At 40.6% G+C, this 24,416-nt stretch carries 22 protein-coding genes; 18 read left to right on the forward strand and 4 right to left on the reverse strand.

All coding sequences use genetic code 11. The features are described 5' to 3' along the window. Positions 1-70 precede the first annotated feature (70 nt). The 7 genes from IWX76_RS09060 (at position 71) to gldN (ending at position 9,965) form a co-directional block, all read left to right on the forward strand. Positions 71-3,415, forward strand: coding sequence for a DEAD/DEAH box helicase (locus tag IWX76_RS09060; RefSeq protein ID WP_196859584.1), 3,345 nt, complete (start codon positions 71-73; stop codon positions 3,413-3,415). Positions 3,416-3,440: 25 nt separating this feature from the next. Next, positions 3,441-4,421 carry a DUF4271 domain-containing protein gene (locus IWX76_RS09065; protein WP_334641564.1) on the forward strand — a complete coding sequence of 327 codons (981 nt, stop codon included), beginning with the start codon at positions 3,441-3,443 and terminating at the stop codon, positions 4,419-4,421. A 14-nt stretch (positions 4,422-4,435) separates the two neighbouring features. Continuing rightward, positions 4,436-5,206: a uroporphyrinogen-III synthase gene (locus IWX76_RS09070; RefSeq protein ID WP_196859585.1), complete on the forward strand. Its 771-nt coding sequence runs from the start codon at positions 4,436-4,438 to the stop codon at positions 5,204-5,206. Positions 5,207-5,297: 91 nt separating this feature from the next. After that, positions 5,298-6,635 (forward strand): type IX secretion system lipoprotein PorK/GldK, encoded by a 1,338-nt coding sequence (locus IWX76_RS09075; RefSeq protein WP_196859586.1) that lies wholly within the window; start codon positions 5,298-5,300, stop codon positions 6,633-6,635. Positions 6,636-6,653: 18 nt separating this feature from the next. Further along, positions 6,654-7,466 carry a type IX secretion system motor protein PorL/GldL gene (gldL, locus tag IWX76_RS09080; protein WP_196859587.1) on the forward strand — a complete coding sequence of 271 codons (813 nt, stop codon included), beginning with the start codon at positions 6,654-6,656 and terminating at the stop codon, positions 7,464-7,466. An 18-nt stretch (positions 7,467-7,484) separates the two neighbouring features. Beyond that, on the forward strand, positions 7,485-9,023 hold the full coding sequence (gldM, locus tag IWX76_RS09085) for a type IX secretion system motor protein PorM/GldM (RefSeq protein ID WP_196859588.1): 1,539 nt from the start codon (positions 7,485-7,487) through the stop codon (positions 9,021-9,023). A 63-nt stretch (positions 9,024-9,086) separates the two neighbouring features. Continuing rightward, a complete protein-coding gene (gene gldN, locus IWX76_RS09090) occupies positions 9,087-9,965 on the forward strand; it encodes a type IX secretion system ring protein PorN/GldN (RefSeq protein WP_196859589.1) in 879 nt (292 codons plus the stop codon). Here gldN and uvrC read toward each other — a convergent pair. The 3 genes from uvrC to porW are packed head-to-tail and all read right to left on the reverse strand — an operon-like array spanning position 9,962 to position 16,309. Beyond that, entirely contained in the window at positions 9,962-11,770 is a 1,809-nt protein-coding gene (uvrC, locus tag IWX76_RS09095; protein ID WP_196859590.1) for an excinuclease ABC subunit UvrC, read from the reverse strand. The two genes, gldN and uvrC, sit on opposite strands and share 4 nt — an antisense overlap. Positions 11,771-11,793: 23 nt before the next feature. After that, on the reverse strand, positions 11,794-14,019 hold the full coding sequence (locus IWX76_RS09100) for a transglycosylase domain-containing protein (RefSeq protein WP_196859591.1): 2,226 nt from the start codon (positions 14,017-14,019) through the stop codon (positions 11,794-11,796). Between the two features lies 1 nt (position 14,020). Continuing rightward, positions 14,021-16,309 carry a type IX secretion system periplasmic lipoprotein PorW/SprE gene (gene porW, locus IWX76_RS09105; RefSeq protein WP_196859592.1) on the reverse strand — a complete coding sequence of 763 codons (2,289 nt, stop codon included), beginning with the start codon at positions 16,307-16,309 and terminating at the stop codon, positions 14,021-14,023. Positions 16,310-16,455: 146 nt separating this feature from the next. Here porW and IWX76_RS09110 point away from each other — a divergent pair, with 146 nt between their 5' ends. From IWX76_RS09110 to IWX76_RS09160, 11 genes are all read left to right on the forward strand, one after another. After that, on the forward strand, positions 16,456-16,680 hold the full coding sequence (locus IWX76_RS09110) for an AtpZ/AtpI family protein (protein WP_196859593.1): 225 nt from the start codon (positions 16,456-16,458) through the stop codon (positions 16,678-16,680). Between the two features lie 50 nt (positions 16,681-16,730). Further along, positions 16,731-17,120, forward strand: coding sequence for a hypothetical protein (locus IWX76_RS09115; RefSeq protein ID WP_334641565.1), 390 nt, complete (start codon positions 16,731-16,733; stop codon positions 17,118-17,120). Positions 17,121-17,134: 14 nt separating this feature from the next. After that, complete coding sequence (gene atpB / locus IWX76_RS09120; RefSeq protein WP_196859594.1) at positions 17,135-18,265, forward strand: F0F1 ATP synthase subunit A; 1,131 nt, start codon at positions 17,135-17,137, stop codon at positions 18,263-18,265. Between the two features lie 37 nt (positions 18,266-18,302). Further along, positions 18,303-18,512, forward strand: a complete 210-nt coding sequence (gene atpE / locus IWX76_RS09125; RefSeq protein ID WP_108553637.1) for an ATP synthase F0 subunit C — start codon at positions 18,303-18,305, stop codon at positions 18,510-18,512. A gap of 71 nt (positions 18,513-18,583) precedes the next feature. Next, positions 18,584-19,078, forward strand: a complete 495-nt coding sequence (locus IWX76_RS09130; protein ID WP_196859595.1) for a F0F1 ATP synthase subunit B — start codon at positions 18,584-18,586, stop codon at positions 19,076-19,078. A gap of 28 nt (positions 19,079-19,106) precedes the next feature. Continuing rightward, entirely contained in the window at positions 19,107-19,655 is a 549-nt protein-coding gene (gene atpH, locus IWX76_RS09135) for an ATP synthase F1 subunit delta (protein ID WP_196859596.1), read from the forward strand. 53 nt (positions 19,656-19,708) lie between these two features. Next, positions 19,709-21,283: a F0F1 ATP synthase subunit alpha gene (atpA, locus tag IWX76_RS09140; protein ID WP_196859597.1), complete on the forward strand. Its 1,575-nt coding sequence runs from the start codon at positions 19,709-19,711 to the stop codon at positions 21,281-21,283. Positions 21,284-21,309: 26 nt separating this feature from the next. Next, on the forward strand, positions 21,310-22,188 hold the full coding sequence (atpG, locus tag IWX76_RS09145; protein ID WP_196859598.1) for an ATP synthase F1 subunit gamma: 879 nt from the start codon (positions 21,310-21,312) through the stop codon (positions 22,186-22,188). Between the two features lie 63 nt (positions 22,189-22,251). Beyond that, positions 22,252-23,034: a 5'-nucleotidase, lipoprotein e(P4) family gene (locus tag IWX76_RS09150; RefSeq protein ID WP_196859599.1), complete on the forward strand. Its 783-nt coding sequence runs from the start codon at positions 22,252-22,254 to the stop codon at positions 23,032-23,034. 62 nt (positions 23,035-23,096) lie between these two features. Beyond that, on the forward strand, positions 23,097-23,312 hold the full coding sequence (locus IWX76_RS09155; RefSeq protein ID WP_196859600.1) for a hypothetical protein: 216 nt from the start codon (positions 23,097-23,099) through the stop codon (positions 23,310-23,312). 136 nt (positions 23,313-23,448) lie between these two features. Further along, a complete protein-coding gene (locus IWX76_RS09160) occupies positions 23,449-23,835 on the forward strand; it encodes an acyl-CoA thioesterase (RefSeq protein ID WP_196859601.1) in 387 nt (128 codons plus the stop codon). 6 nt (positions 23,836-23,841) lie between these two features. Here IWX76_RS09160 and ruvC read toward each other — a convergent pair whose 3' ends face one another. Then, positions 23,842-24,405, reverse strand: coding sequence for a crossover junction endodeoxyribonuclease RuvC (ruvC, locus tag IWX76_RS09165; RefSeq protein ID WP_196859602.1), 564 nt, complete (start codon positions 24,403-24,405; stop codon positions 23,842-23,844). Between the last annotated feature and the right edge of the window lie 11 nt (positions 24,406-24,416).

Below are 24,416 nucleotides of genomic sequence, written 5' to 3' on the forward strand. Positions count from 1 at the left end.
TTATTTTTAAGCATTCCATTCATTAAAAAATTGATGTTGCCCTTATACAAAAGACATTTATCTTTGATTAATGCCTGACCACGAAATTGTAATTGAAGACTTTAATGCCGCGCAGCTTGACCCTGCATTTATCGCCAGGCATTCCGGGCAGCCTGTAGACACTGAACTTACTGATCTGTTTGACGTAAGGGCGTTGGATCCCGAAATCGGTTACTGCATGTTCGTATGCCGCCCGGGTAGCGCAAGATCGGCTTATGTAACGGTTTCTTTATTGGCAAGCACCTTACGTCTGGGGTGCGATTGCCAGGAAACGAGTGCATTGTTGTGTGTTCACCAGGCACAGGTTTTATACAACGTGATGCGGCGACCAGAGTTACGTTTGTTTTTTGATGTTTCCCTTAGGCAGGAGCGGATGCAGGAAGCCGCTTTGGACTACGGTTTGGAAAAAGAACCGCATTTAGATGACTATTTTAAGGTAGAATATAACAACCGGAGTATTACGATTAGTCCGAAAGACAAAGCCCTGATCAAAGTAAATCAAGAATCCAGGCGTTACCTCACGGGGCAGTTATTGCCATCGGACAAAGTGCCTGTTTTTAAAAACAACCCGGCCCTACGGCAGCGGATCGTGGTGTTTAAAAAGCATAAATATTACGGCCATTTTTTGGTGGAGTTATATGAGGGAGAAGCAACGCCACAAGGGAAACTAAAAAATCCTCTGGTGTTACTCAACCCCCTGGATTTTATCTGGAAAACTACTGATCCAGAAGAACTGAAGTTCTATACCGCGGTAGCCAAGTTTCAACATCAATATGATGCAGAAAACCCCGATATGGATATGGAAGCGTTAAAGGCATTGGTGAAAAACCCCTTTGGCCTAGCCTTTTATGAATTGAAGGAAACTGCTAAATCAGTGGTCACCACAGCATTGCTGCCCGTTTACATTACCGCTCTGCAGCTGGATATCAGGATGGCAGTAAACCAGCGTGATGCATTTTATGAAGTAACCGGACAACTGTTTCTTGGTGAAAGGAGTTACGACCTGGAGAAGTTGCAAGTGAAGTTTCAATACTTCCTGCATGACCAGCATACGATGTACCTCATCGATAATCCTGACTTTTTAAGGATGATTGCGTTCTTTAAGAAACATGACCATAAAATATTAATTTACCAAAGTAAGTTTGAAGAGTTTCAGCGCACTATCCTGTCGAAATTAGAGAACAACATACAGATTACCTATGCTTATTTAAAGTCGGCCACTAAAAAGCAATTACTGGAAAACAGTTTTGACCTGCCCAATGAAAAGATCATTTACTTATCGGACGAAGGCGATCATATTTTGATTACGCCAGTGGTAAGATACGGCAATGTTGAGGTGCCAGTGTTGTCTAAAAGAACGATATACACTTTAGATAGTCGCGGTAAGCCTTTTACTGTAGCCCGTGATGAGGCTATGGAGCTACAGATGACCAGCATCCTCATGCGGCAACATCCACATTTTGAAGAACAGCTGCAACAACATCATTTTTACCTGCACCGGAGCCGATTTTTAGACAATGGCTGGTTTTTGGATGCGTTTGAGGACTGGCACAAGCAGGGCATCACCATTTTAGGTTTTAAGGAACTATCGAATAATAAGCTGAGTCCGCACCGGGCCAAGATTGACATTAAAGTATTAAGTGGCTTAGACTGGTTTGAAACAGGCGTGGAGTTGACTTATGGCAAAGAAAAAATCAGTTTAAAGTACCTGCATCAATCGATTAGGAACAAAAGTAAGTTTGTGCAGCTGGGTGACGGCACCCTGGGGATACTGCCTGATGAATGGATCGATCGTTTTACGAAGTATTTCCATGCCGGGGAAGTGGTTGAAGAAACGATCCGTACGCCAAAGGTGAACTTTAGCGGCGTGGAGGAATTATATGAAGCGGAATTTCTGGCCACAGCGGTGAAACAGGAACTGGCTACGTTTAAAGAACGGTTGTCGGGCTTTAAACAAGTAGAGGAGGTTTGTGTTCCACTGGGATTAAAAACTGTTTTACGGGGCTATCAGCAACAAGGTTTAAACTGGTTAAATTTTCTGGATGAGTTTGGTTTTGGCGGTTGCCTGGCTGATGACATGGGACTAGGGAAAACGATACAAATTATTGCGTTCCTGTTAGTGAAAAAGGAACGGGGAGTAAAAGGACCGCCTAGTTTAATTGTAGTGCCAACCACCTTGTTATTCAACTGGCAGCAGGAACTGGCTAAATTTGCGCCCTCCCTAAAAGTACACACCATTTATGGGGTAGAACGCATTAAGGATACGAAGGAACTGGATGCTTTTGATGTGGTGATTACTTCGTATGGAACCATGCTTTATGATGTCAAATACTTAAAGAAATATGTGTTTAGTACCATATTTCTGGATGAGTCGCAGCAGGTGAAAAATCCATCCTCGCTACGTTACCAAGCCGCGGCTTTATTAAAATCACGTAACAAAATTATGGTGACCGGTACGCCGCTAGAGAACAGCACCTTTGATTTGTATGGGCAGTTATCCTTGGCTAACCCGGGGCTGTTAGGTTCACGACAGTATTTTAAAGACGTTTATTCGACGCCGATTGATAAGTTTAAGGACATGAAACGGGCGGCCGACTTACAGAAAAAAGTACGCCCCTTTATTTTAAGGCGGACAAAAAAGCAGGTAGCTACCGAACTTCCCGATAAGACCGAAATGGTTATTTACTGTGAAATGGGTGATACACAAAGGAAGGTCTACGATGCCTATAAGGCAGCGTATAAAAGCTTCCTGTTGTCTCAAAAAGAAGAAGACCTGGCACGAAATAGCATGCATGTATTGAAAGGCCTTACGGTTTTACGGCAGATCTGTAATTCACCGGCATTGCTTAAAGATGATCAGTATTATGGTGATGCTTCATCAAAAATTACGGTGTTGCTAGAGGAAATTGAGGGTAAACAGGCAGAGCATAAGATTCTAGTATTTTCGCAGTTTGTGTCTATGCTCGACTTAATTAAGAAGGAACTAATAGAAAGGAATATTGGCTTTGAATACCTGACGGGACAAACAAAGAACAGGGAAGCAAAGGTGGAGGCATTTCAACAAAAGCCGGAAGTACGGGTGTTTTTAATCAGTTTAAAAGCAGGAGGAACGGGGTTGAACTTAACCGAAGCGGATTATGTTTACCTGGTAGACCCCTGGTGGAACCCGGCTGTAGAGAACCAGGCAATAGACCGCAGTTACCGCATAGGACAAAAGAAAAATGTGATTGCAGTACGACTGATTTGCCCGGAAACCATAGAAGATAAGATCAGACAGTTGCAGGAAACAAAAATCGATCTGGTGAACGACCTGATTAAAATAGACAAGGATCTGAAGAAACTTTCGAGGAAGGACCTGATAGAGTTGTTTAATTAGTTTATAATAACTTAGTTTTGCAATATTGAAAACGCTCCTGACATTTATTTGCTGTTTACTCGTTGCCGGAACGCTAAGTGTTCCCGCGCAAGAAATTGCTGCGCCAATTTTGCAAGATACCGTAGTTGCAAAAGCGAGACCAACTAGGGTTTTTAAAGATTCTGCATACTTCGCACGTCAAAAGTTTGTTACAGACTCCATCATCAGGCATAGCTGGATTCTACCGGATTCGTTGCTAAGCTCGTCGATCATCATCGATAGTATTATGCAGGCAAAATTGTATAACCGCCCTGCCGGAACGCCCTGGTTCACCATATATGAGAAAGCAAAAAAAGATAGTTTATACAAAAAAGGGAAGCCACTGGTACGAGGAGAAACCTGGGTGTTGGGGTTCATCGCTTTTTTGCTGTTTGTGTTTGCCATCCTGAAAAGATATTTTTCTCGGCAGCTCTCCACCATCATTGAAGCTTTTTTTAGTAACCGGGTGCTTAACAACCTGAATAAAGAGGATAACTTGTTCACTTCCTGGCCTTTCCTGTTGTTGTTTATCCAATTTGGATTCGTCATTGGGATGTTTTTTTACCAGGTTACCCAGTTCTATCAGCTTAGCTATGGGACTGGAGGTTTTCAGTTTTACCTCACCATTTCCATCTTAATTATTGTTCTTTATACTTTAAAAATTGTTCTTTTAAAATTACTTGCGCACTTATTTAACATCCAAAAGCCAGTTCACGAATATATTATTATATTATATTTAAGTTATTTTAATACCTCATTATTGTTTATCCCATTGGTTATTGCTTTTGCATTAACTTCACTTAGTTATGGTTTAAATTACATTATTATATCATTAATCCTGGTTGGATTAATTTTTACATTCCAGTTTATTAGGGCGGGGGTGAATTTATTATCTCACTATCGGTTTTCAAAGGTCTATTTATTTTTGTACTTTTGTGCCCTCGAAATCTGTCCTATTTTGATACTAATCAAGGCAGTAGGTTTATAACGCTATTTTAGATAATGCAAGAAAACAAAGAAGATCGGTTACGCAAGGTTAAAAGTATTTTAATTACTTTACCTAAGCCTGAAACAGAGAAGTCGCCTTATTTTGACTTGGCTAAAAAGTACAATTTGAAAATCGATTTTAGGTCGTTCATCCATGTCGAAGGAGTACCTGCAAGGGACTTTAGAAAGGACAAAATCAACCTGGCTGATTTTACTGCTGTGGTGTTTACGAGCAGAAATTCAGTTGATCATTTCTTTAGGATTTGTGAAGAGATGCGTTACGAGGTGCCAAGTGACCTTAAATATTTTTGTATCTCTGAATCTACTGCATTGTATTTGCAGAAGTACATTCAGTATAGAAAGAGAAAGATTTTCTTTGGAAAACAAACCGCTTCGGACCTGGCAGAGGTGTTGAAAAAACATGCTGCAGAAAAATTCCTTTACCCATGTTCCGATATGGCTACAGAGGATACGATGAAATTTCTTCAGAAAAACGGTTATGATTTTACACCTGCTGTTTTGTTTAAAACGGTGGTGAGTGACCTTTCTGATTTAGCAGAGGTATTTTATGATGTCATTGCTTTTTTCAGTCCATCGAGTATACAGTCTTTGTTTACGAATTTCCCAAATTTTTCACAAAATAAAACAAGAATTGCCGCTTTCGGTTTAAACACCCATAAGGCAGTGACCGATGCCGAATTAATCGTTGATATTGCAGCTCCATCACCTGAAGCGCCATCTATGATTATGGCTATTGAGAATTACTTAAAGAAATCTAATAAATAAGAAAAACTGAGTTCTTTTAATGTTAATTTTAAAGAATCATTGTTTATCTCGATGATTTTTGATACAATTGCTGGTAATTATATCAGCATATATGAGAAAAATTTTCCTATCAGGACTTGTCATTGCCTTTTGCTTATCATCTGTTACTTTTAAAAGTTTGGCACAGGGATGGGTAAACGTTAAAAAAAACGATAAATTTTTATCTCCTATAGCCCGTAATATGGCTACTATACCTGCTGGACAGACTTATGTAGGTGTGCCTGTAGATATTATGGATACGGTTAGCACTGCTGGCAGGATGGTTTCCATCAGTGGTTTTTTTATGGACCGTACAGAAGTATCCAATAAACAGTACCGTGAGTTTGTGAACTGGGTAAGAGACTCGGTGGCCACAACCATGCTTGGGCCTACAGCAGCGCCTAACTTATATAAACCAGTAGCCACAACTAAAGGTGGTGCCACACTGACATCACAAAGAGCAATAGACTGGAACAATGTAAAAAAATACTTGTGGCATGATGGGAATGGTGGTTATGCCAGTAAGTTGGAAGCCATGTATTACAGTGGCGATGACGCTTTATTAGGCAGACGTGAAATTGATATTCGTAAGTTAAAATATTCTTTTAGTATCCTGAATATGGACCTGGCCGCTGCGGGCAGAAATAATCCTTCGATGAACAGAAAGGATTTTATCCAGAGTTATGTGGATGATCCGGATCCGGCTAAAGCCAATGAATTTCCTTCTATTGCCGTTTATCCTGACACTTTAGTGTGGATGGTGGATTATGGCTATTCTCAAAATAAGCCAATGGCCAAAGATTACTTCAGCAATCCTGCTTACGACGATTATCCGGTAGTAGGTGTAACCTGGGAACAGGCCAACGCTTATTGCATCTGGCTAACCAAAAAATATGAGGGTGCAAAGGTGTCTAAGAAACATCCAAAACTGGAGTTCAGGTTGCCAACGGCTGCCGAATTTGAATATGCTGCTAAAGCAGGGCACGAACAATCAAAATTTCCATGGACTGGTGAATTGATTACCGACGATAAGGAACGCTTACAAGCAAATTTTAAAAATGATCCTGGCAATTACACACCTGATAACGGCCTTTACCCGGTACATGTACGTTCGTATCTGCCGAATGATTACGAGTTATATAACCTTGCAGGGAACGTAGCGGAATGGACGGCAACGGCCTATAATCCATCTGCGGCGGCGCTATTGCATGATGTTAATCCAAATTATACGTTTGTTGCTAAAGCTACAGATAGTAAATACCTGAAGCGTAAAGTAGTGAAAGGTGGTTCCTGGAAAGACATCGCTTATTTTCTTCAAAATTCAGTGGCTACCTATGAATACCAGGATCAGCCAAGGTCTTATATAGGCTTCCGCTGTGTCGCTTCTTATCCTGGTTCAAATATCAAGTAATTCTAAATCTAAGCTATCATGGCAACAAAACCTAAATTTGATTGGTTACATACCGCAGTTTCCTGGGGGGCCAGTATTGTTATTATCGGTGTTCTGTTTAAAATTCTACATATCGGCGGTATCATGGGAAATTACCTCATTGGTTTCGGTCTGGCGGTAGAGGCTATTTTATTTTTCGTTACTGGATTTTTTCCGCCGAAGCCTGAGCCGGAATGGGATAAGGTGTATCCGGAGTTGACAGATGATTTTAACGGACTGGCAAGGCCTAAAACTGTGCTGCAGCCCGCTGCTGTAGTGCCTGCTTATTCCAATACGGCCGCTTTAGATAAAATGATGACGGATGCGAAAATCGGTCCGGAATTGATTGAAAGTCTAGGGGCAGGTTTGCGTACTTTTGGTGATAAGGTGGCTTCTATATCCCGTGTAGCTGATGCAGCACAGGTTACAGATGAATTTACAACGAAGCTAAAGGCGGCAACAGCAGGTTTTGACGGGCTGAACCAAGCCTTTGGAAAAGCTACAGCTCAGTTGGTTCAAATGGGCGAAAGTAGCGGAAATGCAGAAGCCTATCATGAACAGGTTAATGCCCTGGCGAAAAATCTTTCTGCTTTAAATGCAGTTTATGAATTAGAGTTACAAGATTCAACGGCTCATTTGAAGTCTATGAATAAATTCTATCAGAATCTCTCTTTAACAATGCACAACTTTAATGAATCCATGGAGGATTCGAAACAGTTTAAGGAAGAAGTGGCCAAGCTGGCTAAAAATTTAGCTTCGCTGAATGCTATTTATGGAAATATGCTGACTGCAATGAACCAACCGCGTGTATAATTACCTAACTGTTCTATAATGGCCGGAGCGAGAGAAACCACCAGGCAGAAGATGGTCAATATCATGTATTTGGTGTTGTTAGCTATGCTTGCCTTAAACGTGTCTGATACGATTTTAGATGCCTTCAAAAATATTAACGACAGTCTGCAAACCTCAAAAAACAATGTAAATAGCAGTGTCGATCAGCTTTTCTCTTCTTTTCAAAGTACCAAGTTAAAAGACGAGCCAGCAAGGGCACAGCCCATCTGGGAGAAGGCAAATAAAGCGAAGGCTTATACAGCTTCACTGCACAATTATATCGACAGTCTTCAACAGCTGTTTGTTAAAGCTGGCCGCGGCATTGACCCGGAGACCGGTGATCTGGTGGAACGTGCAAATCAGGATATTGCGCAAAATATCCTCATCAATCAACGGGAAGGATTTAAACTGCAAAATAGAATTAATGATACCAGGAAAAATTTGCTGGAGTTATTGAGTCCGGAGGACCGTAAGACAGTGACTTTTACCCTGGAGGCCAAAGATGCAACGACAAGGGTTAACGGAAAAAAGAAATGGACGGACATTAACTTCGGTGAAGGCACACCATTAACTGCAGCAAATACGATTTTAACGAAAATACAAACCGACGTAAAAAATGCAGAGGCGGAAGTGGTAAAAAAACTTTTCGGCAACATGGACAAGTCCTTGGTCAATCTGGATCAGTTTGCCGCAGTTGCTGTTGCTCCAACTTCGTATGTAATTCAGGGTCAGCCTTATCGGGCACAGGTATTTTTAACCGCCAGTGATTCTAAGTCCAGTCCGGAAATTATGGTAGGTGGAAACAAGCTGTCGGTAAATGAAGGAAAAGGAGTTTATACGGGCAATACCAGCAGTGTAGGGGTATTTAAATGGGCAGGAACGATTCGGGTGAAACAAACCGATGGGCAGATTAAGGAATACAGAACTCCTGAACAGAGTTATCAGGTCGCTAAACCTTCGGCAACGGTATCACCGGATAAAATGAATGTTATATATGCTGGTATACCGAATCCTTTCTCGGTTTCGGCAGCTGGTTTCCCCCTGCAAAGTGTTAGGGCGAGCATTAGCGGTGGAACCATGACTGGCGGGAATGGAAAGTACACGGTAAATATTGGCGGTGGACAAATAGGTAAGGAAGTAAACATTAATGTTACGGCGACTAACGACGGCAAAACGGTTTCACTGGGTTCACAAAAGTTTCGGGTAAAAGCGTTACCTACGCCAAAAGGATTGGTGAGGGGGAAATCGGGTGGTAGTGTGGAAGTGGAGTGGCTGGAAGCGGCCAACGTAATGGATACCCAGCTTGATGATTTTGTATTCGATGTAAAATACAGGGTAATACGTTTCTCGGCCACGTTTATTAATCCAAGGGCGGATGCGGTGACAATTGCCTGTGGCGGTGCTAACTTTAACAGCCAGATTAAAGGGGCTTTAAATTCCATTAAGCCAGGAGCCACGGTCATTTTTAAAGATATTGTATGTGAAGGCCCTGATGGCCGACAAAAAGTTTTAGATAATATCACGTTTATTACAAGATAATTCATGATGAATGATCATCGCTTATGATCGATTCATTACCATAAAAAATAAAAATAATCACCAATGAAAAAGGTTTTATATACATTCATGCTGTTGTTTATAGGTACAGCGTCCTTCGCACAGGAAATGCCAAGGACAACGATATTGCCAGAAAAAAAGCTGAGAATTAGGGCAATTCCCCGAGATGGCTTTTCGGCCAGGACAGATGTGGATAGTAATGTGGTGATACCATATGCCAACGTCAGGGAAGAGGATGTTTATTACTCCAAACGCATATGGCGCGAAGTTGATTTAACCGATACAGTTAATTCAGTGCTTAATAATGACCGGTATAAATTGATTCAGATTTTTCTGGATGCCATTGCGCTGGAAGAGCTGACGGCCTATTCCCCAAAAGATACCGCTCAGGGAAGGGTGCTTGAAGATGATGATTCCTTTAAAATTGCATTAACCCCAAACGAAGCGATGAATTTAGCCAGGGGAACCACCGAAGGGGTGATTGACGAGAACACAGGGAAGCTATCTGAACCTACTTTGAGGCGTTTAAGACCTGATGAATTTTCGAAATACAGAATTAAGGAAGACTGGATTTTAGATGTTAAACGTGCGGTTTTTGAGCCTAGAATTATTGGTATTGCACCGATGAAAATGGTAGAAGGAAACTGGCAACCGGTATTCTGGATCTATTTTGATGATGCCAGGGAAATATTGAGTACTAAGCGCCTGCAAAATCCTAACAATGATGCTTCCGTGATGACTTATGATGACTTTTTCGTCAGGCGTTTATTTACCAGTACGATTGTGAAAGAAACGAATCCAGGTAATAAATCAATCATGGAAATAATAGGGGCAACAGATGCGAATGATCCAAGGGTAATTGTAGAGTCAGACCGTATTAATCAAAGTTTGAAAGATTTTGAACAAAGGATATGGAAATACTAAGGTTCAACCTTAGTATTGAAATATTCTAACAGGGTTTTTACCTGTGTTTTATTTAAAACCGTTGCCAGTTCCTGCTCTTCCGCATCTTTAATTCTTTTTACAGATTTAAAGTGGCGTAAAAGTTTATCGGCAGTGGTTTTACCAATACCTGGAATACCCTCGAGTTCCGTTTTCAGGGTTCCCTGGTCTCTTTTTTTACGGTGGAAGGTGATGCCGAATCGGTGCGCTTCATCACGTAATTGCTGTATGACTTTCAGGGTTTCCGATTTTTTATCCAGGTATAGTGGAAAACTGTCGCCTGGATAATACAATTCTTCCAGTCTCTTGGCAATGCCAATTACGGTAACTTGTTTTTCTATACCTAGTTTCTTTAAGCTGGTCATGGCAGATGATAACTGACCTTTACCGCCATCAATGATGATCAGTTGAGGCAAAGGCTGCTCTTCCTCCAGCATGCGCTTATATCGCCTGTAAACTGCTTCTTCCATCGTAGCGAAATCATTAGGGCCTTCCACAGTTTTTACATTGAAATGCCTATAGTCTTTTTTTGAAGGTTTTGCATCTCTGAATACCACGATCGCGGATACCGGATATTTCCCCTGGAAGTTGGAGTTATCAAAACATTCGATATGATGAGGCAGCTTGGTTAGCCTTAAATCTTTCTGCATCTGGCTGAGAATGCGGTCTGACCTTAGATCTGGATTCAGCTTTTCATATTGGTTCAATTTCTCTTTCTTAAAAAACAATACATTTTTCTGCGACAGCTCCAGCAGGCTTTTTTTCTCGCCGAGTTTTGGAACGGTAAAGCGGAGTTCTGGATCCTCCAGCGTGATTTCAAAAGGAATGATCACTTCTTTTGAAGTGCTGTTGAATTTTGTGCGGAATTCAGAAATGGCCAGGGTAAGCAACTCCTCATCTGTTTCATCCAGTTTCTTTTTTATTTCAATGGTTTGTGCCTGGATAATGCTTCCGTTCATAATTTTGAGGAAGTTGACGAAAGCATAACGCTCGTCGGAGGCAATGCTGACCACATCAACATTGGTAATGGAACTGCTGACTACGGTTGATTTACTTTGGTATTTTTCAAGCACCAGCGCTTTACGTTGGTATTGATGGGCAAGTTCAAAGTTAAGGTCGGCTACTGCATTTTTAATGACCTGTTTCACCTCCCGGATAACGTTCCCAATCTTTCCGTTGAGGATTTCCTTAATCTCTTCAATATTTCTGTTATACTCATCTTCGTTCTGGTAGGCCTGACATGGCCCTTTGCAATTGCCGATCTGGTACTCCAGACACACCTTAAATTTTCCAGCCTGAATATTGGGCTGGGTTAAGGGTAATGTACAGGTGCGAAGGGGATAGGTTTCCTTAATTAAATCCAGAATGGTATGCATCATACCTACGGATGCATAGGGGCCGAAATAGGTAGAGCCATCTTTTATCCGGTTCCTGGTCCAGTATACCCTGGGGAAAGGTTCTTTTTTGATAATAATCCAGGGATAGGTCTTATCGTCCTTCAACATAATGTTGTAACGAGGCTGATGTTTCTTGATCAGGCTGTTCTCCAGCAGCCAGGCATCAATCTCGGTATCGACGATGGTAAAGGAAATTTTCCTGATTTTGGACACCAGTACCCTGGTTTTACCATTCATCTGGTTGTCTTGGTTGAAGTAAGAACCTACACGGTTGCGCAGGTCTTTGGCTTTCCCAATATAAACAAGCGTACCTTCGACATCCCAAAACTGGTAAACACCAGGTCGGTGCGGAATATCGGCCAGCGCCGTTTTATAATCAAAAACACTCATCCTTATCAACTATTGTCTGAATATTAAAAACCTAATTTCTCATCCAACTCGGTAGTTACGGTATCTTGAGGTTGGTATTGATTACAGTCGTAAACAATGGAGACACCATTTTTGGGTGCTTCAAAGTCTTTTTGTGTAATCCCTAATTTAGGATCCGCGTAAACACGTTTCATAAACCCAGCATAGATTGGCAATGCGGTATTGGCTCCCTCACCTTCACGGGTGCTGGCAAAATGGAAAGCCCGGTCTTCACAGCCGGTCCAAACTCCTGCAACCAATTGTGGGGTAATGGCCATAAACCAACCATCTGAGTTGTTTTGTGTAGTACCAGTTTTGCCACCTATGGCGCCTTTTATGCCATATTTCCAGCTTAATCTGGATGCTGTACCGTTTTGAACCACACCTTTAAGCATGCGGGTCATCACATAAGCGACCTCTTCATTTAGTGCCGGATGCACACTTGGTCTTTTATCATATAACACGATGCCATTTTTGTCTTCAATACGAAGTATATAAGTAGGTTCTGTCCACACACCCTTATTGGCAAAAACGCTATATGCACCCACCATGTCGTATACAGAGGCATCAAAAGACCCTAGTGCTATGGACGGGTAGGCAGGAACATCTGAAGTGATGCCCATCTTTTGTGCAAGGGTGGAAACCGCAGTAGGACCAACCTGTTTCATTAAAAAGGCGGTGATGTAATTCTGAGAGAAAGCAAGGGCTTTTTGCAAGGTAATGGGCCCAGCGATGGTACCTGATGAACGTGGAATCCAGGGTTCACTGCCTGGAACTTCAATGGTTACCGGTTCGTTCATCACGCTGTAACACGGTGAATAACCATTATCTATAGCCACTGCATAAGTGAAAGGTTTAGCGGTTGAGCCTACCTGACGGGTACCCATTTTTACCTGATCATATTTAAAATGATCATAGTTAATGCCGCCAACCCATGCTTTAATGTAACCTGATTGAGGGTCCATAACCATCATGGCATTACGCAACAACATTTTATAATATTTTACCGAATCTATCGGTTTCATTAAGGTATCAATGTCGCCTTTCCAAGTGAAAATGCTTAGCTCTGTTGGCGTATTAAAGTCTTTTTCAATTTCTTCATCCGTTTTACCTTCGGCTTTCAATGCTTTATAACGGTCAGATCTTCTTACGCCCTGATCGATTTGCAGTTCCTTGCCTTTGAAAGGGTTTTTACCTTTCCAGCTTTTGGAGAATTGTGCCTGCAGCACTTTCATGTATTCTATTTGAGCTTCTTCGGCGTACACTTGCATGTCGTAATTAATGGTGGTGATGATACGCAGTCCATCACGGTCCAGGTCATATGGTGTACCATCAGCTTTTAAGATAGAACGTTCTTTAAATATTTTTTTAACCTCGTTTTTTAAAACCGAGCGGAAGTATGGGGCAATACCATCACTAACTTTTCCGGCATTAAACTTCAGACCTAATGGTTTTTGTTTTTCGATGTTATATTGTTCTGGCGACAGGAGGTTAGCTTTCACCATCATGGACATCACCGTATTACGGCGCGCTAAAGAGCGGTCAGGGTTACGGGTTGGAGAATAACGGGTAATTCCTTTTTGCAATCCAACAAGCGTAGCAGCTTGCGTAACATTTAATTTATCGGGTGTGGTGTTAAAATAGACACGAGCGGCAGACTTGATTCCGTAGGCCTGGTTACCGAAATCTACCGTGTTCAGGTACATGGTAATAATCTCTTCCTTAGTGTAATTTCGCTCTAGTTTTACGGCAATTACCCATTCTTGAAATTTTTGCATTAACCTTTTAAAGGTATTTTTCTGGCGGCCCTCTTCAGAGAAAAGGTTTAAAGCCAACTGTTGGGTAATGGTACTTGCGCCTTGTTTTTTGCCAATAATATTATAAAAGATAATGGTGAATGTACGCTTAAAGTCTATACCCGAGTGTTCCATAAAACGGGTGTCTTCTGTAGAAATTAAAGCGTTAATGACCTCTTTAGAGATTTCAGGGTAGGTAACATTGGAACGGTTCTGGACAAAATAAGTACCCATCACTTTTCCGCCTTCTGCCACAATTTCTGTAGCCTGGTTACTCTTAGGATGCTCAATATCCCTGAAAGAAGGCAAAGTGCCAAAGACACCGAAGCCGATAGAAACGATAAATAAGGCGAATATGACAATGGCACCAATAAATATTTTCCAAATAGTGAGGTTATATTTCTTTATATCGGCCGTAGTAAGGTCTTTGCTCATTTCAATAATTATTTTTATAGAATTCTAAGTACTTTTTTAAAAGGTCTTCGCTGGTGATTTTATCAAAGTTTTCCTGACTAATGATAAAACTGGTATAGTCGCTTTCTTTTACTTTCATAATCTTTTTCAGTTGCGGACGTATACCTTCAGCGTAAGTTTTTACGTCGGCAAAATTAGTAAAGTTCCCGATGTAAATCAGTTGTTCATTGTCAATTTCTGTCAATTGGTGCTTTAAGCCATAGTCAGCATAGTTTCCGCGGTTAAATTGACCAATTCCAAAACGAGAAGAACTTAAGGGGAGACTGGCATTAGATACCTGCACCACAAAATAAAAGGTTCCAGCAATGGTGCTACTAAAAATACCCTGTGGAACGATTGGGGTTGATATGATGGTTTCCGACTTTACCTCTTCGGCTACCGCCACGCTGGTTTTGGTATCGACGATGCGTACATTTATTAACGGCGGTTCATCCGGATCGGTATTTACCAATGCAGTTTTTCTTTTTTGAAAGGCAGGGAGGTGTTGTTTAACAAAGTTTTGATGTGCCAGCACTAGCGGACTAATTAAAGCGTCCTGTGGATTTTTCTGGCTAATGGCTTTTAGCGCTTCGCTAAACTCGGCTACTGTGGAGGTTCTGCCAATTGCCAATGCACGCAGGTATAAAAACTGGACAGCCAGGGTGTGGTTGGTCTCTGAGGATAGGGAAAGCTGGTTTACCATGTCAATAACCAGCTTGTAATTTTTGCTTTCATAAGCCAGGTAGACTTCATTATATTTTTGAAGTTGTTGTCTTTCCGTCTCCATTTTATTGCTGCGCCATGCAGGGTTCAATTGAGTTTGGACATACACACTATTAGGAAATCTGCTGCCAAGGATTTGAAAAATGTGCTTGGCTTCCTCCTGATCACCTATTTCCTGGGCATAAAAACTTCCCAATTGCTGATAAGCCTCTCTTATTTTGTGGTTGCTGGCTGCCAGAAGTGTTGGTGTTAATGGTAGTGAAGCCTCGCCATCCTGAATTTGGTTTTTTGCCAGGGTGTCAGTAGCATCTGGATCAAGGAGTTTGGCATTTGGCGCTGGCATAACTGCTTTTTGACTTTTGGGATTGCGTTTACGTTCTTCGGCAGGCAAGCTGGCCAGGTGTTGTAAGCTGTCTTGTAGCGCAATGATTTCGTAACGGCTAGACAGGTATACCATATTTTTATGTTCCTGAGCCACCTGCTCATACTCGGCATATGTTTTTGGTAATGCTATTAAAGCGCTATCGTAATATAACCTGGCTTGTGTGTGCCTTTTGAGATGCTTAGCGTTTAGCAAAGCCAATTGCCGGTATATTTGTCCTTTTTGGTAGCTATTCGTCGTATTAGCCTTTAACGCAAGCTGGTAATTTTCATGCGCCAGGTTAAAGTTATGCTCTTCGGCATGGGTTTGTGCAAGTTCGTAATAGAGTTGGTCGGCATAGCCTGCGTTTTTGTCATCATTAATTAACGACTTGATTTCTTGTTTTTTATCCGTTCCTTGCTGCTGTAGGCTGCTGATTTTTATCCGATTAAGGATGGAATTAAAATATAAGTCAAAAGGGGCATTGCTTTTTTGGACTTTCAGGTAATGGTGCAACGCTTTAGGGTAATTTTTTTGGCGTTCTTCCAGTTGCGCCAACAGGTAAGTGCGACGCAAGCGATCATATTTTGTGCCGCCTTCTTTCAGTGAAGCCTCAAGATACTGGATCGCTGCTGTGTACTCCTGGCTGATGATGTTCGCTTGTGCTAAAGTAGCCAGGGGCTCAGCCTTGATTTTTTTAACCCCGGGCAAGGCTGAGCCCAGTTTGATCAATATTGGCTTAGCCAACGTATATTTACCTAGCTGCAAGAGGCTGCGGGCTTGTCCGTCTAAAGCTATTACCTGAACAGTAGGGTTTTCAGGAAAGGCTTGTACCACATATTCATAATAGGCATGCGACAGGAAATAGTTGCCCTTTATAAAATTAGCTTTTGCTAACAACAGGTAGGCCTCAGCCATATATTTGGAGTTGCTTTTCTCTGCGATAACCGTTTTGGCTTTCTCAATCACTTTATCCGGTTCACTTGTTATGTTTTGTAAATGATCGGTGGTTATATAGGCAGGAAGAATTTCCTGGAAGTTAGTTGCATAACTATCGCGCTGTTGCGATTCATAGTCGTCTAGAATTAAATTAGCCTGATATAAATAATTATATCTTGCAGTCAGGTTATGCATGCCCTTGCCTAAAACAGTCTCCTTTTGAGTACTGCAAGAAATGATAGGGAACAAGCAGGCACAAATTAGTGTTATCTTTATATAAGCAGTATTCTGGTGTCTCAAAGATGGGTGTATCGTAAATGTTTAGGAAAAAGTAAACAAAAATATCCCATTCAAACCAATTTTTAGCGTAATTGAAGGTTTTAATTGATAAACAAATGAAAGAGTTGAGGAAGGATAAAGAAGAAAGTCAGGCAAACAGTTTTGTGAAATATTCCAGTATAGGATTTCAAATGTTAGCTACAATTGGTTTATTTGCATTTATAGGGTATAAAATTGACGACTACCAGCAAAATGATAAGCCAATTGTAACAGCGATCTTAAGTTTGATCGGGGTGTTGATTTCACTTTACCAGGTGGTTAAACAGCTCAATAAAAAATAACTAAGGTGAAGCCCATGTTATTTTTTATAGTTTTGTAAAAAACATACGAATTGAGTTTAAGCAAGTTTACCCTGAGTTACCTTTTATTTTGTGTTGTACTAGGCACCATAGCCTGGTTTTTACCTTCTATTTTTCCGGGTGAAACCATCCTCGTTCCCAAATTCTGGTTAATATTCGGATTCCTCGGAGGCATCACCTACATCGCCTACATCATGGTCTATTTAGGTACAAAACGAAACCCTGAAACAGGAATTATGGCCATTATGGGGTCGATAGCGGTGAAAATGATTTTCTCTATGGCTTTCGTGCTGATTTACAGCGTAAAACATACCGGAAGCGGCTTCGTATTCGTGCTGAACTTTTTTTCTTTATATTTATTGTTTAGCTTCTTTGAAATCTACTGTTTGTTACGTAACTTGCGCCACCAAAATAATAAGTAAAAATCTGCGAGTAAATGGATTGTAGCCACGTTTTTGATTTTAAAGTGAAAAGGTTAATTGTTGTTTTTACGCTTTTCTTAGCGTTTTTCTCGGTTACTTCGCCTGCGTTCTCGCAAGTGGATACCGTAGTGACAGCAACTGATGCACACGCCGAGCCTAAGGGCAAGGAAAAGTTTGATATAGGTAAATTTGCCTTACACCACATTGCCGATTCTCATCAGTGGCATGTGATTGGTGATGTCTATATTCACCTTCCAATAATTTTATATACCAGTAACGGTATTGTTAATTTTAGTTCTGAAGCTTTTCAGTACAATGATGACGCACAGGTAGTAGTTGAAGAAGGTGGTCAGCGCTTTGTTAAGTTCCATGAAAAAATTTACTATGCTTCTGCAGTGTCTAATGCACATGGTCAATATGTGGATTTAGACGAAAAACACCATGCAACGAATTCACGTCCTTTAGATATATCGGTGACTAAAAACGTAGTGACGCTATTGTTCTCTATCGTTATTTTGTTAGTTGTATTTTTAAGTGTAGCCAAAGGATATAAAACAAATCATGGTAAGTCGCCTAAAGGAATTCAAGCCTGGATGGAGCCAATCATTATTTTTGTTCGTGATGACATCGCTAAGCCTAACTTAGGTCATAAATACGAGCGTTTCATGCCTTACTTGTTAACCGTGTTTTTCTTTATCTGGTTTAACAATATGTTAGGTCAAATTCCATTCCTTCCGGGAGGGGCCAACTTAACGGGTAATATTGCGGTAACCATGATTTTAGCAATTGCTACCTTCTTGCTTACCATCTTTAACGGTAACAAATACTACTGGAAACACATTTTTGCGCCTGACGTTCCTAAATTGATGTGGATTGTAATGATCCCTGTGGAGATCGTAGGTATCTTCACTAAGCCTATCGCTTTAATGATACGTTTGTTTGCAAACATTACTGCAGGACACATTTTAATGTTATCACTTATCTGTTTAATCTTTGTATTTAACAGTTTATACATCGCACCTATTTCTATTGCTTTTGCAGTATTCATTGGCGCCATTGAATTGCTTGTTGCTTTCATTCAAGCATTCATATTTACAATCTTGTCTGCCTTGTTTATAGGTATGGCTATTGAAGAACACCATTAATAGAATTTTTTAACAACAATTAATATATAAAATCATGATTACAGGAAGTATTGCTGCAATTGGTGCAGGATTAGCTGCGATTGGCGCTGGTCTAGGTATCGGTAAAATTGGTGGTTCTGCAATGGACGGTATTGCTCGTCAACCAGAAGCTGCCTCTAAAATCCAAACTGCGATGTTAATCGCTGCTGCCTTCGTTGAGGCTGTTGCGCTTTTCGCAGTAGTAGTTGCCCTAATGGGTAATGGCTAGTTAAACTTGTACCCGGTTGGAAGACCGGGTACAAATTTTTAAAAAGAGAACACTAGATATAAAAATATAAGATGGAATTATTAGTACCAGAATTTGGTTTAGTTATTTTTCAAACAATAGCGTTTCTATTGTTAATGTTTATTTTAAGCAAGTTTGCTTGGAAGCCTGTTTTAGCAGCGATCAAAGAGCGTGAGCAATCTATTGATGAAGCATTAAGCAAAGCAGAATTAGCTAAACAAGAAATGGCTCGTTTAACTTCTCAAAATGAAGAGTTAATGAAAACTGCACGTGCAGAGCGCGACCAAATGTTGAAAGAAGCTAAAACATTAAAAGACAATATCGTTAATGAGGCGAAAACTCAAGCGCAAGCTGAAGGTGCTAAATTAATTGAGAAAGCAAGGATTGAGATCGAGAATCAAAAGAAAACTGCTTTGTTTGAATTGAAAAGTCAGGTATCAAGTTTATCTATCGAAATTGCTGAACGTGTTTTACGTGAGCAACTAAAAGATAAATCAACGCAGGAAGATTTGGTCGCAAATCTTTTGAAAGATGTTGAATTAAACTAATTGTTTCAATTAGCTAAATAAGATTAGAATGTCAGAAAATAAAGCAGCATCAAGATACGCCAAATCGATCATTGACCTTTCCAAAGAAAATAATGCTTTGGAAGTTGTAAAAGGGGATATGGTTTTAATATCAGGTGTTATTCAAAATAACCCGGAGCTAGAAGCGATTCTTAAAAATCCAATCGTTCCTGTAGATAAAAAAGCTGGTATTTTAGCCGATTTATTTAAAAGCAAGGTACATGTGATCACCAGTTCATTTATGAACCTGATGGTAAACAAAGGTCGTTCTGCCATTTTGTTTTCTGCTGCGAAACAAGTTGTAACACAATACAATGAATTTAAAGGTATTGTGACTGCTGAAGTAACGTCTGCTATTGCGCTAACCCCAGAAAACCGAACTGAAATTACTGCCATTGTTAAAAAAGAAATTGGTGCAAATGAGGTGGTCATCAAAGAAAAAGTAAATGCTGATTTGATCGGTGGTTTCATTTTGAAGGTTGGCGACAAACAATTTGATGCAAGTATTGCCAGCGGGTTGAATAAGTTAAAAAAAGAGTTTGCCCAGGGCGTGGCGTAATTCACAAGATAAAAGTTAAAAAAATTACTGATTTACAATAGAAAATATAAATTATGGTAGAGGTAAGACCAGACGAAGTATCGGCAATTATCAGGCAACAATTGTCGGGCTTTAAATCAGAAGCCGAACTGGAAGAAGTTGGTACCGTATTACAAGTGGGTGATGGTATTGCTCGTGTATATGGTTTAACTAAAGTTCAATCAGGTGAGCTTGTTGAATTCGAAAGCGGTTTACAAGGTATCGTTTTGAACCTTGAAGAAGATAATGTGGGGGTGGTATTGTTGGGTTCTTCAGGTGAAATCAAAGAAGGCGACACCATTAAAAGAACTAAAAAAATTGCCTCTATTAGAGTAGGTGAAGGTATGCTTGGCCGTGTGGTAAACACAATGGGTGAGCCTATCGATGGTAAGGGACCGATCTTAGGTGAAACTTACGAAATGCCTATCGAACGTAAAGCACCAGGTGTAATTTACCGTCAACCAGTTAACGAGCCTCTTCAAACAGGTATCAAAGCGATTGATGCGATGATTCCAATTGGACGTGGACAACGTGAGTTGGTTATTGGTGACCGTCAAACTGGTAAATCTGCCGTTTGTATCGATACCATTATCAATCAAAAAGAATTTTACGAAGCAGGCAACCCTGTTTATTGTATATATGTTGCTTGTGGTCAAAAAGCAAGTACAGTAGCTAACGTTGTACGTACCTTAGAAGAAAATGGTGCAATGGCTTATACCATTGTAGTTTCAGCATCTGCTGCAGATCCTGCTCCATTACAATTCTACGCGCCTTTCGCAGGTGCAGCTATCGGGGAGTTTTTCCGTGATACAGGTCGTCCGGCATTAATTGTTTATGATGATTTGTCTAAACAAGCTGTAGCTTACCGTGAGGTTTCTTTATTACTTCGTCGCCCACCGGGTCGTGAGGCTTATCCTGGAGACGTTTTCTACCTTCACAGTCGTTTATTAGAACGTGCTGCAAAAATTAACCAGAATGATAACATCGCTCAAGCAATGAATGATTTGCCGGAGTCGTTGAAAGGTATCGTAAAAGGTGGTGGTTCATTAACTGCATTGCCAATTATCGAAACTCAAGCTGGTGACGTTTCTGCTTATATTCCTACCAACGTAATTTCCATTACTGATGGTCAGATCTTCTTAGAATCTAACTTGTTTAACGCAGGTGTTCGTCCGGCTATTAACGTAGGTATTTCGGTATCTCGTGTAGGTGGTAATGCACAGATTAAATCGATGAAGAAAGTTGCAGGAACATTAAAATTAGATCAGGCACAATACCGTGAGCTAGAGGCTTTCTCTAAATTCGGTTCTGACCTTGATGCAGCAACTAAATCTGTATTAGATAAAGGTGCACGTAACGTGGAGATCCTTAAACAAGGTCAATTCTCTCCACTAACTGTAGAGAAACAAGTTGCGATCGTTTATATCGGTACTAAAAACTTAATGCGTTCAGTTCCTGTAAACAAAATCAGAGAATTTGAAGCAGAATACTTACAACAGTTAGAATTGCGTCACCCTGAAACGTTACAAGCTTTAAAAGCAGGTAAATTGGATGATACCGTAACTGGTGTATTAGAAACAGTAGCTAAAGAACTAGCAGGTAAATACTAATTTGCTCTGGCAGAAGATAAAAAAGAATGGCTAATTTAAAAGAAGTAAGAATACGTATAGCGTCGGTACAATCTACCCAGCAGATTACCAAAGCCATGAAAATGGTTTCGGCTGCTAAGTTAAAGCGTGCTACCAATGCTATTATTCAATTACGTCCCTACGCTACAAAACTTAAAGATATCCTTGGAAATCTTTCTGCAAGTCTGGAAGGATCTTCCTCTCCATACCTACAAGAGCGTGAGCCTAACAAGGTTTTAATTGTAGTTGTATCTTCTAACCGCGGTTTAGCAGGTGCCTTTAACATGAACGTGATTAAAGCTGCCAACAACCTGATTGCGGAGAAATACAGTGATCAATTTGCAAAAGGGAACGTAAGCATTGCTGCAATTGGTAAGAAATCTCAGGATTTCTTCGAAAAACGCAGCTATAATATGCTTGGAAACAACAATGAGGTTTATGCAGCACTTACCTTTGAAAATGTAACTAAAATTACCGAAGCCATTATGGCGGGATTTGCCAAAGGAGAGTTTGATAAAGTGGAAGTGATTTATAACCGCTTTAAAAATGCAGCCGTTCAATTTGTGACCACCGAGCAGTTGTTGCCACTTCCAAAACCAGAGCCGACAACGGTAAAAACTTCCAATACTGATTATATCTTGGAACCTTCTCAGGAACAAATTGTAGAACAATTAATTCCAAAGTCGATTAAAATCCAATTATATAAAGCATTGTTAGATTCACATGCCTCGGAACATGGTGCAAGGATGACCTCTATGGATAAGGCCACCGAAAATGCAGGTGACTTGTTGAAAGCTTTAAAATTAGCTTACAACCAGGCACGTCAGGCTGCCATCACGACCGAGTTATCGGAAATTGTGAGTGGTGCTGCTGCACTAAACGGATAATTCTTAAACACATACTAAAGCCTTTACCCTCAACGGTAAAGGCTTTTTTAATTTAATCTATTGATGAAACGACTATTCACACTGGCTGCACTTTGTTTTCTTTTTCAGACCAGTTTACTGGCCCAAAAGAAGAATGACCAGGGTTTCCGCGATTACACAAACGCTGTATTATGGCAGCAGCATTCCGGAGAGTTACGTGCCCTTACTTTCCAAGCCTATAACTTCGCCAGGCTATCGTTATTAGAGCAGCTTAAAACTGCTGATACCACCAAAAGAAACGCTGTTGTCGTAGATATTGATGAAACTGTTTTAGATAACTCACCGTTTCAAGGTAAAGAGCTTCAAAAAGGACGGAGTTATTCGCAAACTGATTGGGAAGACTGGACCAGTAAAGGTTTGGCCGATACCATTCCGGGGGCTTTAGGATTCTTGAAATTTGCTGCCCGCTTTAATGTGGAGGTTTTCTATGTGAGCAATCGGCTGACTTCAGAAGCTGCAGGAACGTTAATGAACCTACAACGCTTTGATTTCCCTAATGCTGATGCAGAACACCTGCTATTGAATAGTGGTACTTCCGATAAAGAACCTCGCCGGCAAAAAATACGGGAGCACTATAATATCCTGTTGTTATGTGGTGATAACTTAAGCGACCTGTCGAACGTATTTTACCGGGAAAACAAGAACACTAAGGAAGAGGTAGACCGTGCCTGGCAAATGTTTGGAACCAAGTTTATTGTGTTCCCTAACCCGATGTATGGCGATTGGGAAAAGCAGTTCTACCAGGGAAAAGACTTAAAGGAAAAAGAGAAAGCAGGCCAAAGGCTAAAAGCCTTAAAAACTTATTAGGTGTTTATGCTTTTTTTAGGAATTAATAATTAATTTTGTAGGATTAAAATATAAACTTTATCATGGATCAGAAACCAAAATACCACACCGAAAGCATGCAAAGAGCTAATCAACCGTCAATTTACCAATTAATGGTGGTTGGTATCGTGGTCAGTATGATAGGTGTATTCCTTCGTTTTGCTGGTGATTCAATGATTTTATCTATTGTATCCTGGGTTATATTATTCGTTGGTGCTTTCATCTGCTGTAAAGCGGTATTTAAAATATTAGGATCTTAGTTCCTCCGAGGAATTAGACACGAAACAAAACAGTCCCGGATCCTCATCCGGGACTGTTTTGTTATAGGCCGATACTGGCTAATTAAAGCGGTTGTCTGTTTCGATACCGTCTGTTAAAATATTTTATTGAAAACAAATGACCATAGAAGAAAAAATTAAGTCTGCAGAAACCCGTATTTTTAAAGCTGTATTTCCCAACACCACCAATCATTATGACACCCTATTTGGTGGCACAGCCATGCACCTGATGGATGAAGTCGCTTTTATCACCGCAACACGTTTTAGTCGGCAAAAGATGGTTACCGTAAGCAGTGACCGGATTGATTTTAAAAGACCAATTCCAGCAGGAACCATTATTGAGCTTATTGGCACCATTAGCCATCTCGGTAACACCAGTTTAAAAGTTAAAGTAGAGATTTATATTGAGGAGATGTATTCAGATGTGAGGGAGAAAGCAGTAACTGGTGAGTTTTCATTTGTAGCCATGGACGAAAATCGTAAGCCTACACCCATTATCAAGTAGATTGGACTACAGCACCCTTTTTTTATTGTCTTTTACAAAAGATTCCCATCCGGAATACGATTTGCCTTTGCCGCTGGTACTGACCCTTTGAAAGGAATGGCAAACCGCCACTGCCAGTCCATCCGTTGCATCTAGAAATTCTGGTGTTTCCTTAAAGTTGAGCAGGCGCTGCAACATGGCGGCTACCTGTTCTTTACCGGCACTTCCGCTTCCTGTAATTGACTGTTTAATTTTTCTTGGTGCATACTCCGTAACCGGAATATTTCTGGAAAGTGCCGCTGCCATGGCAATGCCCTGAGCCCGGCCTAACTTCAACATCACTTGAATGTTCTTTCCATAAAAAGGTGCTTCAATAGCCAGCACATCTGGTTTGTACTCATCTAACAGCACAATGGTTTTTTCAAATATCCGCTGTAATTTCAAGAAATGGTCATCCAGATGATCCATCCGAACAATACCCATGGTGATTAATTCGATTTTATTTCCCTTTTCCAAGATTACCCCATAGCCCATTACGGCTGTGCCTGGGTCGATACCCATGATAACCCTTTCCTTTTTTTCCACCAACATAGAACAATATT

It is taken from the genome of Pedobacter sp. CAN_A7 (genome assembly GCF_015752175.1).
Lineage (GTDB): Bacteria > Bacteroidota > Bacteroidia > Sphingobacteriales > Sphingobacteriaceae > Pedobacter.

Coding starts and splice junctions, on each gene's coding strand:
- atpA (WP_196859597.1), top strand. CDS start 19,709: ATGGTAGAGGTAAGACCAGACGAAGTATCGGCAATTATCAGGCAACAA.
- IWX76_RS09110 (WP_196859593.1), top strand. CDS start 16,456: ATGAAAGAGTTGAGGAAGGATAAAGAAGAAAGTCAGGCAAACAGTTTT.
- ruvC (WP_196859602.1), bottom strand. CDS start 24,405: ATGTTGGTGGAAAAAAAGGAAAGGGTTATCATGGGTATCGACCCAGGC.
- IWX76_RS09155 (WP_196859600.1), top strand. CDS start 23,097: ATGGATCAGAAACCAAAATACCACACCGAAAGCATGCAAAGAGCTAAT.
- IWX76_RS09160 (WP_196859601.1), top strand. CDS start 23,449: ATGACCATAGAAGAAAAAATTAAGTCTGCAGAAACCCGTATTTTTAAA.
- gldL (WP_196859587.1), top strand. CDS start 6,654: ATGGCAACAAAACCTAAATTTGATTGGTTACATACCGCAGTTTCCTGG.
- IWX76_RS09130 (WP_196859595.1), top strand. CDS start 18,584: ATGGAATTATTAGTACCAGAATTTGGTTTAGTTATTTTTCAAACAATA.
- gldN (WP_196859589.1), top strand. CDS start 9,087: ATGAAAAAGGTTTTATATACATTCATGCTGTTGTTTATAGGTACAGCG.
- gldM (WP_196859588.1), top strand. CDS start 7,485: ATGGCCGGAGCGAGAGAAACCACCAGGCAGAAGATGGTCAATATCATG.
- atpG (WP_196859598.1), top strand. CDS start 21,310: ATGGCTAATTTAAAAGAAGTAAGAATACGTATAGCGTCGGTACAATCT.
- IWX76_RS09150 (WP_196859599.1), top strand. CDS start 22,252: ATGAAACGACTATTCACACTGGCTGCACTTTGTTTTCTTTTTCAGACC.
- atpB (WP_196859594.1), top strand. CDS start 17,135: ATGGATTGTAGCCACGTTTTTGATTTTAAAGTGAAAAGGTTAATTGTT.
- IWX76_RS09060 (WP_196859584.1), top strand. CDS start 71: ATGCCTGACCACGAAATTGTAATTGAAGACTTTAATGCCGCGCAGCTT.
- IWX76_RS09075 (WP_196859586.1), top strand. CDS start 5,298: ATGAGAAAAATTTTCCTATCAGGACTTGTCATTGCCTTTTGCTTATCA.
- IWX76_RS09070 (WP_196859585.1), top strand. CDS start 4,436: ATGCAAGAAAACAAAGAAGATCGGTTACGCAAGGTTAAAAGTATTTTA.
- atpH (WP_196859596.1), top strand. CDS start 19,107: ATGTCAGAAAATAAAGCAGCATCAAGATACGCCAAATCGATCATTGAC.
- uvrC (WP_196859590.1), bottom strand. CDS start 11,770: ATGAGTGTTTTTGATTATAAAACGGCGCTGGCCGATATTCCGCACCGA.
- IWX76_RS09100 (WP_196859591.1), bottom strand. CDS start 14,019: ATGAGCAAAGACCTTACTACGGCCGATATAAAGAAATATAACCTCACT.